A 14,003-nucleotide genomic window follows, 5' to 3' on the forward strand; every position below is an offset into this window, starting at 1 on the left:
GCGCGGGTGCGGGCTTGCGCGGCGGCAGAATGCCCAGAACTTTTTCCGATTTTTATTGTCTTTTTTGAAACGAGCATGCCCTCTTTCAGGCCAGTCAGATGGAGTCGCGCAATAAAGCCCTGCAACCGTTCGCGTCAGTCGACACCACCCTGGACGATGAGCTGAGTGCGGCCGACACCATTGAACGACGCTTGCTGATCTGCTTTATTTCCGTCGTCCTGTCCTTGCTCATTCTGGGTGCATTGATCTTCCAGGCAACAACGCGACACGCAGAATCGCTTTTCAGGACTGTCTACGTGAAGGAGATACGCACTTCCCTTGCCAACATACGCGCGGAACTGAGCAAAGCGGAATCGCGCAACCGTGCCTACGTGATTACCGGAGAGCCACGCTATCTCACGGACAATGGACGTGCGCTTCAGACATGGCAAGAGCTCAAGCGCAAATTGAGCGATGCGAACTCGCGCGGTGATCTGCCCGTGGGACAAGACCTCATCGACGCTATCGGCGCACGCATCGTCCGGCGTCTGGACCTGTTCCGCCACCTTGCAGCGCTGCATGACATGCAGTCCGATGAGACCAGCGAAATGGTTTCCGTCATCGAGGCCGGAAATCGCGAAGTCGACGCGATCGAGGCTCTGACGCTAGAGGCCGAGCGCCGGTTCGCGGACGCGGAAAACAGGGAATCGGAGATGGCGCGCCTGCAGGAGCGCCAGGTGATCGCCCTCTACGGCGTCATGACGCTGGCGATGACGTTCTTTCTTGCACTCATGTTCTGGCAGATACGGCTGGAGGTGCGGCAAAGAAAAGGGATCCAGCAGCATCTCCTCGATCGCGAGAAAAGCCTTCAGGAAGTCCTGCGCGCGGCGGTCGACGGGATCATCGTGATCGACACGCGCGGCATCGTGCAAAGCATCAATCCCGCGGCAGAGCGGATCTTCGGCTATGCGCCGACGGAGGTCGTCGGCCGCAACATCAAACTCTTGATGCCGGAGCCCTATCACAGCGAGCACGACGGCTACCTTGAACATTATCTGCGTACCGGGGAAAAACGGATCATTGGCATCGGCCGCGACGTCTCCGGAATGCGCAAGGATGGCCGCGTGTTCCCGATGGAACTGGCCGTGGGAGAAACGCGCTCGGGGGGCGAACGCCGTTTCATCGGCACGGTGCGCGACATTTCCGCGCGCAAGCAGGCCGAGCAGGAGCAGAAGAAGCTGCTCACCAACCTGTCCGCAGCGAATGAGGAATTAAGGCGTTTTTCCTATGTCATATCCCATGATCTCAAGGCGCCGCTGAGAGCGATCGGCTCTCTTGCTGCCTGGCTGATGGAGGACTACGGGGGAAAGCTTGGCGACGAAGGAAACCGGCAGATGGAGTTGCTGGTCGGACGCGTCCAGCGCATGGACCGGCTGATCGACGGCATCCTGGCTTATTCCCGCGCCGGCCGCTCGCCCGAAACACCGGCGATGGCGGATGCCGGCGAAGCGCTTGCCGATGCCATCGCCTTGATCGATATCCCTGCCACCATGCGCGTCAAGATCGAGACGCCATTGCCCAGGCTTGCGGTCGAGCAGGTCCGCTTGCAGCAGGTCTTCCAGAACCTGATCGGCAATGCCGTCAAGCATGCGAATGTGTCGGGTGGGGAAATCCGCATCGGCTGCACCGAAGTGGAAGAGGCGTGGCGATTCCACGTATGCGACAACGGGCCGGGAATCGATCCCCGCAACTTCGAGCGGATCTTCCAGCTATTCCAGACTTTGGTTCCCAAGGATGCGTCGGAGAACACGGGGGTCGGGCTGGCGATCGTGAAAAAGATCGTTGAACTGTACGGAGGCAAGGTCTGGGTGGAATCGGAAATGGGCAAAGGTGCCTGTTTCCTGTTCACGCTGCCCAAGCTGCCGCCGTCGGACGGAAGGAAAGCGGAGGTGCCCCATGCCGACAGATAGACCGATCCTGCTGGTCGACGATGATGCTGTCGACGTGATGACCGTGGAACGCGCAATGCGCCAGCTCAAGGTCGATGTCCCGCTGATCGTTGCGCAAAACGGCGAGGAGGCGCTGCGCATCCTCGACAGCGGCAAGGACAAGCCGACGCTGATCCTGCTGGATCTGAACATGCCGGTGATGAGCGGAGTGGAATTTCTCAGGAAGGTGAAAGCGGATACCGTATTGCGCCGCATTCCGGTGGTGGTCCTGACCACCTCGTGCGAGCTCGACGACAAGCGTAATTGCTTCGACCTGAGTGTGGCCGGCTACATGGTCAAGCCGGTGGGCTACCCGAAGTTCATCGAGCTGATGCATGCACTGGACAAGTACTGGACGCTCAGCGAGACAGCATGACGCAGCCGGCCCCGGACACCATCCCCGATGCGCTGGCCAGGCGCACCATTCTCATCATCGACGATGACGAAGTGGATCGCATGGCCTGCCGGCGCACGCTCTCGGGCCATCGCGCATTCAATGTCCGGATCCTGGAGGCAGCGCTGGGGGCGGAAGGCATCCGGGCGGTGAAAGACGAGCATCCGGACATGGTTCTTCTCGACTATCGGCTGCCCGACGCCGACGGCATTACCGTCCTGCGGCAGATCGGCGAAGTCGGACACGATCACCCGAATGAAGCGCCCTCGGTAGTCATCATGACGGGCGCGCGCGATCTGGAAATCGCGGTTGACGCGATGCGGCTCGGCGCGCGGGACTACCTCGTCAAGGATACGGACAAGACCTACCTCGAATTGTTACCTGCCGTGCTCGACCGCATCCACGAAGAACGCACGCTCAGGGATCAGATGCGACAGGCTGAAGAGGCATTGCGCACCACCAACGAGAGGCTGGAGCAGCGCGTGCAGGAGCGCACCGCCGAGCTGGCTGCGGAACGCCAGTTGGCGATGATCACGCTGACGTCGATTGTCGATGCGGTGTTCGTGATGGACAACGACGGCCGCGTCCTGCAAATGAATCCGGCGGCCGCGCACATGACCGGCACAGGCAGCGAAGAGCTGATTGGCCAATTGCTTTCTGACCGGATCAGCTTCCTGGAAGAGTCCAGCCGCCGGAAACTGATGAAACCGCCCGGCCTCGCCGCCGACCTGCCGGAGGACGCCGTCTTGATCCTTGTTCGCGAGGACCGCACGGAACTCTTCGTGAGAGTGACCGGTGGAACAATGCATGACACCGGCGGCAAGGACATCGGCGTCGTGACGGTTCTGCACGATGTGACCCGGCTGCATGCGCGCTCTCACGCGCTGATGTATCAGGCCACGCATGATGCGCTGACCGATTTGCCCAATCGCCTGCTGTTTACCGACCGTCTTTCGCAATCCATCAACCATGCCGGCCACAACGAAGAAAAGCTGGCCGTGGTCTTCCTTGACCTGGACGGTTTCAAGCAGGTGAACGATACCTTTGGCCACCAGGTCGGAGACCACTTGCTGCAATCCGTGGCGCAGCGCCTTCAAGGCTGCATTCGCGAAAGCGACAGCCTCGCCCGCATGTCCGGGGACGAGTTCACCATGACCGTCGCAGGCAAAAGCGCGGACAAGAGCGTCCAGACGGTGGCGGCTAAAGTCATTCACGAACTGACAGCGCCGTTCGATGTGGACGGCAAGGAAATCAGGATCGGGACTAGCGTGGGGATCAGCATCTTCCCCGACGACGGGACCAGCGTCGATGAATTGATGGAAAAGGCGGACGCCGCGATGTATGAGGCAAAAAGCCGTGGCGGCAGCGCATACCGGTACTACTCGCCGGGCAGCGCCGCCTGATGCGGATGAGCGATTACCCGTTCAGGCGACGTCGCGGGTGACCGCTTGCAGCAAGGCGATGGCCGGCGCCGCCAATGCCTTGAGATCGCCGACCCGATTGCGTTCGATCGCCTGCAGCACCAGTTCATTGATTCCGCCCACCACCGCCATCGCCATCTCGGCAGACAGTGGCGCCTTGCGCTTGCGTCCGCCGTTGATTACCTGCAGCATGAACGCGACGATTTCCTCGTTGGCGCGACGGCGCACCGCCAGTCCTTCGGCACCAAGACCGAGGATCTCTACGAACAGGGTGCGCACCAGCGTCGGGTTCTGTGCCAGGCAGGCGAAGTAGGCGCCCATCGCCTTTTCCACTTGTTCCTGCCAGTCGTGCGCGGGATCGATGGCCTCGCGCAACACGGCCAGTGCGCTGCGATTGGCGGCTTCATAGAGCGCGATCAGGCAATCGGCCTTGGTAGTGAAATGCTCGTAGAAGGTGCGGCGCGATACCGCGGCTTCACGCACGATGTCGGCAATGGTCGTTTCTGCGTAGCCCTTGGCGGCGACCGCATGCGCCATGCCTTCGAGCAATCGCTGGCGATGGCTGGATGCAATATCATTGTCCTGCAAAGCTTGCGTCATTTCGGGTCAGGGGTGATTTGGTACTTGACAGTACCACAAACGTGCACCACCATGTTTGGTACTGATTCGTACCAATCTATCTTGATGGGAGTATCGTGATGGCCGATCTCGTTGTGCGCCGCCTGCTGATCGATCTGGAAACACCGTTCGCGCGCCACTGGTGCGGCGGCGACGCGTTCCGCAGCGCCTTTTTCAATGCCCTGTCGATGAGCTTCCCCGTGGGCGAGCAATTCTTCATCGATGCGGTGCGCAATGGATTCAAGGCGCTGCCGGCCGACCGGCAAGAGCAGTTCCGCGCCGAGGTCCAGGGCTTCGTCGGGCAGGAAGCGACGCATCGCCGGATTCACGGCCTGTTCAACAATCAGCTGGAAAAGCAGGGTCTCGTCAATGCATGGGGGCCGCGCGCGCAGAAGCGCCTGAAACTGCTGGAAGGCGTCGATCCGCGCCACTGGCTGGGCATTACGGCGGCGAATGAACATTTCACCGCGATCTTCGCCGAATGGATGCTGAAGAACCACGACCTGCTCGACGGCTGCGACGCGCGGCTGAAGACTTTGTGGTTGTGGCACAGCGCGGAGGAATCGGAGCACAAGGGTACCGCCTTCGACCTGTACCAGGCGCTGGGCGGCTCGCATGCGTGGCGCCTCACCTGGATGCGGCGTGTGACCTTCATTTTCCTGAGCGAGGCGCTGCGGCAGACGATCAACAACCTGCGCCGCGACGGCACACTCTGGAAATGGCGTACGTGGAAGAGCGGCGCATCTTTCCTGTTCGGCCGGCGCGGCCTGCTGCGCCAGTCATACCAGGCGTGGCGGGAATATTTCCGCGAAGACTTCCATCCGAATCAGCACGGCAGCGACTTGTCACAACGCTGGCTGGCGGAAAACGTCGGGCAATACACGCCGGTCGGCGCCGGCTGATCACGACTTCGATCGGGACAGCAAGCCCTCCGCGGCGTGATGCGCTTCCTGCAGCGCGTGATCCGGCACGAGCCGCAGCAGCGCGGGGATGCCGAGCGCCACCAGCGTGACGTCGTCCACCAGCCCAAGCACGACCAGCCAGTCGGGGATGAGATCGATCGGACTGATGACGTACAGCGCGATCAGGACCGCGGCCAGCTTCACGATGGCAGGCGTGGCCGGATTGCGGCAGGCGTACCACAGCACCACGATATCGCGCCCCACTGCGCGGATGAGACGACCCAGGCGAAACAGCATGACAAACTCCTCAACATTCCGGTTGGCATGACGCGCAGGTGCGGCGCCAGAACCCATGTTTGGGCAATCGCCACAATAAAAAGTGCCGGCCGTGAGGATTATTTCCGCATGTTCACCATGACAACACCGGCCATCACCAGCACCGCGCCGGCAACGAAGCGCGGATCGAGCGGATCATGCAACAACAGCACGCCGAAGCCGACACCGAACATCGGCGTCAGGAAGGAAAACACTGCCAGCCGCGACGCAAGGTAACGCCGCAGCATCCAGAACCAGATCAGGAAGCTGAGGAAAGCGACGATGACGGACTGGAAGAACAGGCTGCCCCAGACAATGCCGGTGAAGGCGGATGACGCGGCCTGCCCATTCAGTGCCGCGATGGTCAGCAGGATCACGCCGCAGGTGCCGAGCTGATACAGGAGCGTGGTGGCGGGCGGCGCTTCCGACAGGGATGAGCGGCGGATCAGCACGGTGGTCGCGGCCCAGAATATGCCGCCCAGCACGCCGAGCGCATCGCCGATCAGCATATCGCCCCAGCCGCGCGACTGCGCCGCGAAGCCATTGGAAAACGCGACGGCAATGCCGGCGAATGCGGCCAGCGCGCCGGCCCATTGCATCGGCCCGAGCCGTTCGCCGGCTATGCTCCAGTGCAAGCCGAGCACCGTAAAAATCGGCGCGGTGTAGAGGAACACCGACATGTGCGATGCAGTGGTGTATTGCAGACCGAGCGCAACGAACAGAAATTCCAGCGCGAACAATACGCCGGCTGCGATGCCGGGCAAGAGTGTGCCGTCGCGCAAGTCCAGCTTCTCGCCGCGCCACCCGATCAGGCCGCTGACCATCAAGGCCGCGACCAGCGAGCGCAAGCCAATCTGCATGATCGCACCCATGTGCGGCGCCGCCAGCTTGACCGCGACTTGCTGCAAGCCCCAGATCACGCACAACATCAGCATGAGGCCGACGGCCATGGCGTCGAGCGGCTTGCGATTGCTCATCATTTCTTTCCGCAAAAATACGATCCGCCATTGTAAGCGGAGGCAGATTTTTTCGTTAAGCATCGGCATCTTGCGTGATGTCAGCAAGTGGAAGGAAAGCAGGCTGTTGCCTGAACCTGTTGTGCAAGCCCGTCTCTAACTTGTTTGGCAAACAATTGGAGTGCATCACGATGACAGAAAAAGAAACGGACGCAGTGGCATTGCTCGAAACCCAGCATCGCGAGATGGAGCGTCTGCTCGCGCTCGTGCGCGGCGCCGAAACCGCGGAAGCGAGAAAGGCGCTGTTCACGAAAGCCGCCGATCTGCTGACGGTCCACATCAAATCCGAAGAGGAGGTGTTCTATCCGGCCGTGCATCGTGCGCGGACCGAGGACGATTTGCTGGAAGCGCTGGAAGAGCATCTCTCGCTGAAGCGGCTGCTGAAGGACCTGCTCGAACTGGATCCCGGCGACAAGGCGTTCGAAGCCAAGTTCAAGGTATTGAAGGAGCAGACCGAGCATCATCATCGTGAAGAGGAAGAGCATTTGTTCCCGGCGGTGCGGCGGCTGCTCGACGCCGACGAACGCGCCGCCCTCGGCAGCGAAATGTTGACGGCGCAGTTCGACATGACGCAGCAGGGCGCGCCGCGCGGGACGGTGAAGAATGAGACGGCAACGGCGGCGCGGCTCGACTAGCGCGATGAAGCGGTGGTGCGCAATGCTGTTGCTTGCATTGTGCGCAGCCGCGGCTGCGGCAAAATCCGATTTGCCAAGACAGTCCGAACCTTCGTTGAAGACGCCGGACGATCCCGGCTTGCGACGCATGCCCGACCCGGGGCTGAAGCCGCCGTCGGACCCGGGCTCGGTCGAAGTGCCGCCGACAACCGACCCGAAATCCATCGTCAAGCCGCCCGCGAATGTCGATCCCGGCATGGACGATGCGACGCCGGACATCGACAGGAAAAATCGAAAAAAATCGCAGGACAAAAAGGCGAAGTGAAGCGAAACTGGAGATGGCCGACGCCGAGTTTCCGGATACTGTTGCATCAGGGGGAATATATGGACCACCGTAGACGAGTGGGTGAGCTGGGCGCACTGTGCGCGTTCACCTTGCTGGCAAACGCGCAGGCGCAATCCGCAACCATTCATCCGGAAGTGCTCACGCGCGATCTCGAACATCCCTGGGCGCTGGCCTTCATCGGTAACGGCCGCATGCTGGTCACCGAACGGCCGGGCCGCATGCGCGTGGTGCAGCCCGACGGCAGTCTGGGGCTACCGCTGCAGGGTCTGCCCAAAATTGATGTGGGCGGACAAGGCGGCCTGCTGGACGTGATCACCGATCGCGATTTCGCGCGCAACCGCACCATCTATTTCTGTTACGCCGAACCCGGTGAATCATCGCACGTGAACTCCACCGCGCTGTCCTCTGCCCGGCTCTCGGAGGACGGCAAGCGCATCGAGCAGATGAAAGTCTTGTTCAGCCAGAAGCCGAAGGTCGAAAGCGACGCGCATTTCGGTTGCCGCATCGTCGATTTCGGCGACGGCAGCCTGTTCCTGACGCTGGGCGAACGCTACAGCCGCAAGGAGGATGCGCAAAAGCTCGACAACCATCTCGGCAAGGTGGTCCGCATCCGCAAGGACGGCTCGGTGCCCCCCGACAATCCGTTCGCCGACCGGAAATCCTCGCCGCCCGGCGCGCTGCCGGAAATCTGGAGTTACGGCCATCGCAATTCACAGGGCGCGACGATCGGACCGGACGGCAAATTCTGGATGCATGAACACGGTCCGCAAGGCGGCGATGAAATCAATCGCCCGCAGGCAGGCAAGAACTATGGCTGGCCGGTGATCACCTACGGCGAAAACTATGGCGGGGGGAAGATCGGCGCGGGCATCACCGCGAAGGAAGGCATGGAGCAACCACTGCACTACTGGACGCCATCGATCGCGCCCTCCGGCATGGCCTTTCTGCACAGCGACAAATACGGCAAGGCGTGGCAAGGCAGCCTGTTTGTCGGCTCGCTGAAATTCCAGTATCTCGCGCGTCTCGAATGGCAAGGCGACAAGGTGGTGAAGGAGGAAAAGCTTCTGCAGAATCTGAAGCAGCGCATACGCGATGTGCGCGAAGGACCCGACGGCCTGCTGTATGTGCTGACCGACGAGCGCAAGGGGCAGTTGATTCGCTTGCGGCCGGAGTAAAAGCGATGAGCACGGCGGCATTGATACCGATACGGGAGTGCGGCGAGCCGCAGCGGACAGGCTTGCGCGATTTACGGAAGCTGCACACCGGAGACGATCGCTGCGGCCCTGTAGCAGTCTTGCCAATCAGGCACGAGCATTGCGAAAAATCAAATTCCGCCCGGCACGGCGGCGGCAAAATGGCCGTCCACCCACACATCCGGAATGCCCATGCGCCGCCGCAAAAACCGCCACTTCCTCCAGCGCGTCCGTGCAAGACAAGCCAAGGTCGACCGGCTGCACCGGATCGCACTCACCTCGATTGCGCTAGGCATCGGTTTGATGTCGATCCGATTATTTCTGCATTAGGGCGGGAGCGGCTCAGCGCGCAGCCCGTTCCCCGATATACGCCAAGGCCTCTTCCACCTGATCGATCAGGATCAGGCAAAGATCTCCCTCCGACAAATCCGCAAGCGCCGCATCGATCGCCGCAAACTCGCCCTTGATCTCCTTGACGGACGTGGTGCGCCGGGCGTTGGCGAGCCCCTGCCGCAACAGGCGGATCACTTCGCCGTCCTGCCGCCCGCGCTGGCATTGATCCTCGTACAGGATCACGCTGTCGAAGGCATCACCGAGAATCTCGGTCTGGCGGCGAATATCCTCATCCCGCCGGTCGCCTGCGCCGCTGATGACCACGCTGCGGCGTTTGGCCGGCATGCTTTCCACCGCCTTCACCAGCGCATGCATCGCATCCGGATTGTGGCCGTAGTCGGCAATCACGGTCGCACCCTTGCAGGAGAACAGGTTGAAGCGGCCCGGCGCGCTCTGCGCGTCGTTGATGAAGGTCTTCAGCCCCGCCCGCACCGTCTCCCAATCGATGCCCAGGCCCCACACCGCGCCGATCGCCGCCATGGCGTTTTCGACCTGGAAGCCGATGGCGCCGTTGCGCGTGAGCGGAATGTCGGCCAATGCGATGCGATGCGTGTTCTTGCCTTCGACCGCGACGATCGCGTCGCCGTCGACATACACCACGCGACGGCCCTGCGCGCGATGCGAGGTCATCACGGGATGGTGCACATCCTTGGCGAAGAAGGTGACGCTGCCCGGGCAGACGGCCGCCATGTTGGCCACCATCGGATCGGCGGCATTGAGCACCGCCGTACCGTTGGGCGCGACGTTTTGCACGATCACCCGCTTGACCACCGCCAGGTCTTCCACGGTGGTGATGAAGTTCAGGCCGAGGTGGTCGCCTTCGCCGATGTTGGTGACAACCGCGACATTGCAGCGGTCGAAGCCCAGTCCTTCGCGCAGCACGCCGCCGCGCGCGGTTTCGAAGACGGCGGCGTCCACGTCCGGATGCAGCAGCACATTGCGCGCGCTGCGCGGGCCGCTGCAGTCGCCGGTATCGATGCGCTGGCTGCCGATGTAGACGCCGTCGGTGCCGGTCATGCCGACCCGATATTTGTTTGCGGTCAGGATGTGCGCGATCAGCTTGACGGTGGTGGTCTTGCCGTTGGTTCCTGCCACCGCGACCACCGGAATGCGGCCGTCATCGCCTTCCTCGAACATGGAGGCAATGATCGCTTCGCCGACAGGGCGGCCCTTGCCGAACGAGGGTTGCAGGTGCATGCGCAGGCCCGGCGCGGCATTCACTTCGACGATGCCGCCGCCCTGTTCTTCCAGCGGCTTGAGCACGCTTTCGCACACCACGTCCACGCCGCAGATGTCGAGGCCGACCATTTGCGCGGCTTCGACGGCGCATGCAGCCACGTCCGGATGCACGTCCTCGGTGACATCGGTGGCGGAACCGCCAGTGCTGAGGTTGGCGTTGTTGCGCAGGATTACCGGCTCGCCCTTGGGCGGGACGCTCTCGACCGTGTAGCCTTGCTTGGCCAGCGTGGCGCGCGCGATATTGTCGAGGCGGATCTTGGTGAGCGATGTCGCATGACCTTCGCTGCGGCGCGGATCCTTGTTCACTTCTTCGATCAGCTCGCCGATGTTGTGCACGCCGTCGCCGACGACTTGCGGCGGTGCGCGCCGTGCCGCGGCGACGAGCTGGTTGCCGACCACCAGCATGCGGAAGTCGTGGCCCGAAATGTAGCGTTCGACGAGCACGTCGGGGCTGATCGCGTAGGCGGCATTGAACGCGGCCAGCACTTCGTCGCGCGTCCTGACGTTGACCGCGACGCCCTTGCCCTGGTTGCCGTCACGCGGCTTGACCACAACCGGGCCGCCGATTTCCTGGGCGGCAAGCCAGGCATCTTCCGCGTCCGCCACCGCGCGCCCGTTCGGCACCGGCACGCCGGCGGCGTTCAGTAGCATCTTGGTCAGTTCCTTGTCCTGCGCGATCGACTCCGCAATCGCGCTGGTGCGGCTGGTTTCCGCGGCCTGGATACGGCGCTGGCGGCTGCCCCAGCCGAACTGCACCATGCTGCCCTCGGTCAGGCGGCGATACGGAATGCCGCGCGCAACGGCCGCATGCACGATGGCGCCGGTGCTGGGCCCGAGGCGAATGTCTTCATCCAGTTCGCGCAGGCGCGACAGCGCGCCTTCCAGGTCGAAGGGCGTGTCCTCGCGCGCGCTGCGGCACAGTTGTTCCGCCAGCTCGAAAGCCAGACGTCCGACCGGCTCTTCGGTGTATTCGACCACGACCTGATAGGTGCCGGGCTGGACGGTTTCCACCGCGCGGGAAAAGGTCACCGGACAGCCAGCCTGCGCCTGCAGGTTGAGCGCGGCGGCTTCCAGCGCATGCGCCATCGAGACGGGACAGCCGTCCTTGGCCGGTTCGAGGAACTTGATTTGAGGGAAACGCAGGCGCAGCCGCGGCTCGAAGTTCGGCAGTGAGGCGATATTGCGCTCGGCCTCGGTGCACGAGACGATAGCTTCGATCGACGTGTGCCGACTCCACAGATTAGGGCCGCGCAAGGCGCGGATACGCGAGATTTCCATCTATATGTTTCCTTGTGCGCGTGGCTGTCGAGATGTTGTCGCAGCCACGCTTTCTACATGGGCCCGTGGTCAATGACGGACCGTATTCTTTCAAGCGTGCCGATATGGGTCGACACGTGCAGCCTATGCCGCGCTGTCGTAATCGAAGGTTTCAATCACGGCGCGCAACACATCGGTGCCGATGTCGAGCGCCCAGCCGGCACCCGTGGCGGCGAGGATGTTTTCAATCAGGCCGGCGCGTTTGTCGAGGTCCGCGATCGGCAAGCGTTCGAGGGCGATGAGCGGCGTTTCCTGCGCACCGCTGGCCAGTGTCACCTGGCCGTCGCGCATGAATACCGCGCGTCCGCCGTCCGCGCGATGCTGCGCGAGCGGCGCCGCATCCGGCGATACGCTGAAAAAGATCACGCTGCCATCGCACAGGCGCGCCATGTCGGCCACGCGTGCGTCGGCGGCGTTCAGTACCGCGACGCCGTCCGGCAACACGATGTCAACCTGCGTGCGTGCGACGTTGGCCATCTGGTCCGCGTCCTCGATGTACAGATCGGGCAGGCTGGCGTTCGGATCGATATTGGTCACCACACCGACCTGGCAGCGGTCATAGGCGATGCCCTCGGTCAGGATTGCGCGGAAACCGTTTTCAAACACCGCTGCCTCGACCGCGCGATTCATCAGGACGCGGTGCGCGGCTTGCCAGTTGGCGCAATCGCTCTTGCTCATCTGGCGCTCGCCCACGAGCAGGCCATCGCTGCAGGCCAGGCCGACATGCGTGCCACGCAGCTTGAGCATGCGCGCCACCAGTCGCGCCACTGCAGTCTTGCCATGGCTGCCGCTGACGCCGACGATGGGAATGCGGCCATTGTCGTGTTGCGGGAACAAGTGGTCGACAATGGCGCGTCCGACCGGGCGCGGCTGACCGCTGGCCGGCTTCAGATGCATGAGCAGGCCCGGGCCGGCGTTGACTTCGACGATGGCCCCCCCCTGCTCTTCCAGCGGACGGGAAATGTCTTCCGTCACCAGATCGACGCCAGCGATATCCAGTCCGACAATGCGCGCGGCCAGCGAGGCTGCCGCAGCGATGCTCGGATGCACGTCATCGGTGCAGTCGAAGGCAACATTGCCATGGCGCTGGATCAGCACTTGCTGCCCTGCGGGCGGCACCGAGTCCGGACCGAGGCCCTGGCGCTCCAGCACCAGCAGTACGGTCGGGTCTTCTTCGTAAGTGATCAGGTTGAGCGGAAATTCCTCATGCTCTCCCCGTCGCGGATCGGTATTGAGCTGCGAGTTGATCAGGTCGGTGACGTTGGACACGCCGTCGCCCGTCACGTACGCGCTCTCGCCCTTGGCGGCGGCGACCAGCTTGCCGCCGACGATCAGCAGGCGGTGCTCGTTGCCGCGCACGAAGCGTTCGACAATCACGTCGCTGCCTTCTTCGTCGGCCAGGCGGTAGGCGGCTTCGATTTCTTCGCGCGTCTTCAGGTCGGTCGAGACGCCGCGGCCATGGTTGGCGTCGGACGGCTTGACCACCGCCGGAAGGCCGATCTCCTGCGCGGCATCCCAGGCATCCTCCAGACCGTTGACGATGCGGCCTTCCGGCACCGGTACGCCGCAAGAGCTCAGCAGGCTCTTGGTCAGATCCTTTTCGCTGGAGATGCCTTCGGCAATGGCGCTGGTCTGGTCGGTTTCAGCGGTCCAGATGCGGCGCGAACGCGCGCCGTAGCCGAACTGCACGAGATTGCCGTCGTTCAGGCGAATGTGCGGAATGGAGCGATCGGTGGCGGCATCGACGATGTTGGCGGTGCTCGGTCCGAGCGCCACCGCTTCAGCGAGGTCACGCAGGTTTTCGACGGTGGCGGCAACGTCAAATGCGCGATCCTCGATGGCCGCCATCACGATGTCGCGCGCCGCGGTCAGCGCGACACGGCTGACCTGTTCATAGCGCGCGCGTACGGTCACCTTGTACACGCCGCGTTTCGAGGTCGAACGCGCCTTGCCGAAACCGGTCTGCACGCCGGCCAGGTTTTGCAATTCGATCATCACGTGTTCCATGATGTGCGCTGGCCAGGTGCCTTCGCGCAGGCGCTGCAGGAAGCCGCCACGCTCGCCAACGCCGCAGCGGTGTTCGATCAGGCCTGGCAACCATGCGGTCAGGCGCTCATAGAAACCGGGTATGGTATTGGAGGGCGAGTCTTCCAGATCACCGATGTCGACCCACGCCTCGATGACCGGACGATAAGTCCAGATATTCGGTCCGCGCAGAGACATCACATTGATGATCTCAATGGTTTTGTTGTTCATTTAATACTGAGG

At 62.7% G+C, this 14,003-nt stretch carries 13 protein-coding genes; 8 read left to right on the forward strand and 5 right to left on the reverse strand.

Annotated features, from left to right (window positions below):
- Positions 1-98: 98 nt before the first annotated feature.
- The 3 genes from E6W33_RS14070 to E6W33_RS14080 are packed head-to-tail and all read left to right on the forward strand — an operon-like array spanning position 99 to position 3,764.
- The gene (locus E6W33_RS14070; protein ID WP_136417938.1) at positions 99-1,949 is read left to right on the forward strand and encodes a PAS domain S-box protein; all 1,851 of its coding nucleotides are present in this window, start codon (positions 99-101) and stop codon (positions 1,947-1,949) included.
- The gene (locus tag E6W33_RS14075; protein WP_136417939.1) at positions 1,936-2,343 is read left to right on the forward strand and encodes a response regulator; all 408 of its coding nucleotides are present in this window, start codon (positions 1,936-1,938) and stop codon (positions 2,341-2,343) included. The genes E6W33_RS14070 and E6W33_RS14075 overlap by 14 nt, the downstream gene beginning before the upstream one ends.
- Positions 2,340-3,764, forward strand: a complete 1,425-nt coding sequence (locus E6W33_RS14080; RefSeq protein WP_136417940.1) for a diguanylate cyclase — start codon at positions 2,340-2,342, stop codon at positions 3,762-3,764. The genes E6W33_RS14075 and E6W33_RS14080 overlap by 4 nt, the downstream gene beginning before the upstream one ends.
- A gap of 21 nt (positions 3,765-3,785) precedes the next feature.
- On the opposite strand, the gene E6W33_RS14085 is transcribed toward E6W33_RS14080, so the two are convergent.
- The gene (locus E6W33_RS14085) at positions 3,786-4,382 is read right to left on the reverse strand and encodes a TetR/AcrR family transcriptional regulator (protein WP_211097336.1); all 597 of its coding nucleotides are present in this window, start codon (positions 4,380-4,382) and stop codon (positions 3,786-3,788) included.
- A 98-nt stretch (positions 4,383-4,480) separates the two neighbouring features.
- Here E6W33_RS14085 and E6W33_RS14090 point away from each other — a divergent pair, with 98 nt between their 5' ends.
- Complete coding sequence (locus tag E6W33_RS14090) at positions 4,481-5,302, forward strand: metal-dependent hydrolase (protein WP_136417941.1); 822 nt, start codon at positions 4,481-4,483, stop codon at positions 5,300-5,302.
- On the opposite strand, the gene E6W33_RS14095 is transcribed toward E6W33_RS14090, so the two are convergent.
- Both E6W33_RS14095 and E6W33_RS14100 read right to left on the reverse strand, forming a co-directional pair.
- The gene (locus E6W33_RS14095) at positions 5,303-5,656 is read right to left on the reverse strand and encodes a DUF1232 domain-containing protein (protein WP_136417942.1); all 354 of its coding nucleotides are present in this window, start codon (positions 5,654-5,656) and stop codon (positions 5,303-5,305) included.
- Between the two features lie 41 nt (positions 5,657-5,697).
- Positions 5,698-6,597, reverse strand: a complete 900-nt coding sequence (locus tag E6W33_RS14100) for a DMT family transporter (protein WP_136417943.1) — start codon at positions 6,595-6,597, stop codon at positions 5,698-5,700.
- Between the two features lie 167 nt (positions 6,598-6,764).
- Between E6W33_RS14100 and E6W33_RS14105 the strand changes: the two genes are divergently transcribed.
- The 4 genes from E6W33_RS14105 to E6W33_RS27060 all read left to right on the forward strand — a co-directional run bounded on the left by E6W33_RS14105 (position 6,765) and on the right by E6W33_RS27060 (position 9,116).
- Positions 6,765-7,268 carry a hemerythrin domain-containing protein gene (locus E6W33_RS14105; protein ID WP_136417944.1) on the forward strand — a complete coding sequence of 168 codons (504 nt, stop codon included), beginning with the start codon at positions 6,765-6,767 and terminating at the stop codon, positions 7,266-7,268.
- Positions 7,269-7,290: 22 nt separating this feature from the next.
- Positions 7,291-7,572 (forward strand): hypothetical protein, encoded by a 282-nt coding sequence (locus E6W33_RS14110; protein WP_136417945.1) that lies wholly within the window; start codon positions 7,291-7,293, stop codon positions 7,570-7,572.
- Between the two features lie 59 nt (positions 7,573-7,631).
- Positions 7,632-8,768: a PQQ-dependent sugar dehydrogenase gene (locus E6W33_RS14115; protein ID WP_136417946.1), complete on the forward strand. Its 1,137-nt coding sequence runs from the start codon at positions 7,632-7,634 to the stop codon at positions 8,766-8,768.
- 210 nt (positions 8,769-8,978) lie between these two features.
- Entirely contained in the window at positions 8,979-9,116 is a 138-nt protein-coding gene (locus tag E6W33_RS27060) for a hypothetical protein (RefSeq protein ID WP_168798645.1), read from the forward strand.
- Between the two features lie 12 nt (positions 9,117-9,128).
- On the opposite strand, the gene cphA (E6W33_RS14120) is transcribed toward E6W33_RS27060, so the two are convergent.
- Positions 9,129-11,696 (reverse strand): cyanophycin synthetase, encoded by a 2,568-nt coding sequence (cphA, locus tag E6W33_RS14120; RefSeq protein ID WP_136417947.1) that lies wholly within the window; start codon positions 11,694-11,696, stop codon positions 9,129-9,131.
- A gap of 123 nt (positions 11,697-11,819) precedes the next feature.
- Positions 11,820-13,991, reverse strand: a complete 2,172-nt coding sequence (gene cphA / locus E6W33_RS14125) for a cyanophycin synthetase (RefSeq protein WP_136417948.1) — start codon at positions 13,989-13,991, stop codon at positions 11,820-11,822.
- Positions 13,992-14,003 lie beyond the last annotated feature (12 nt).

Origin of the sequence: Herbaspirillum sp. ST 5-3 (assembly GCF_004804275.1) — a bacterium.
Classification (GTDB): domain Bacteria; phylum Pseudomonadota; class Gammaproteobacteria; order Burkholderiales; family Burkholderiaceae_D; genus Noviherbaspirillum.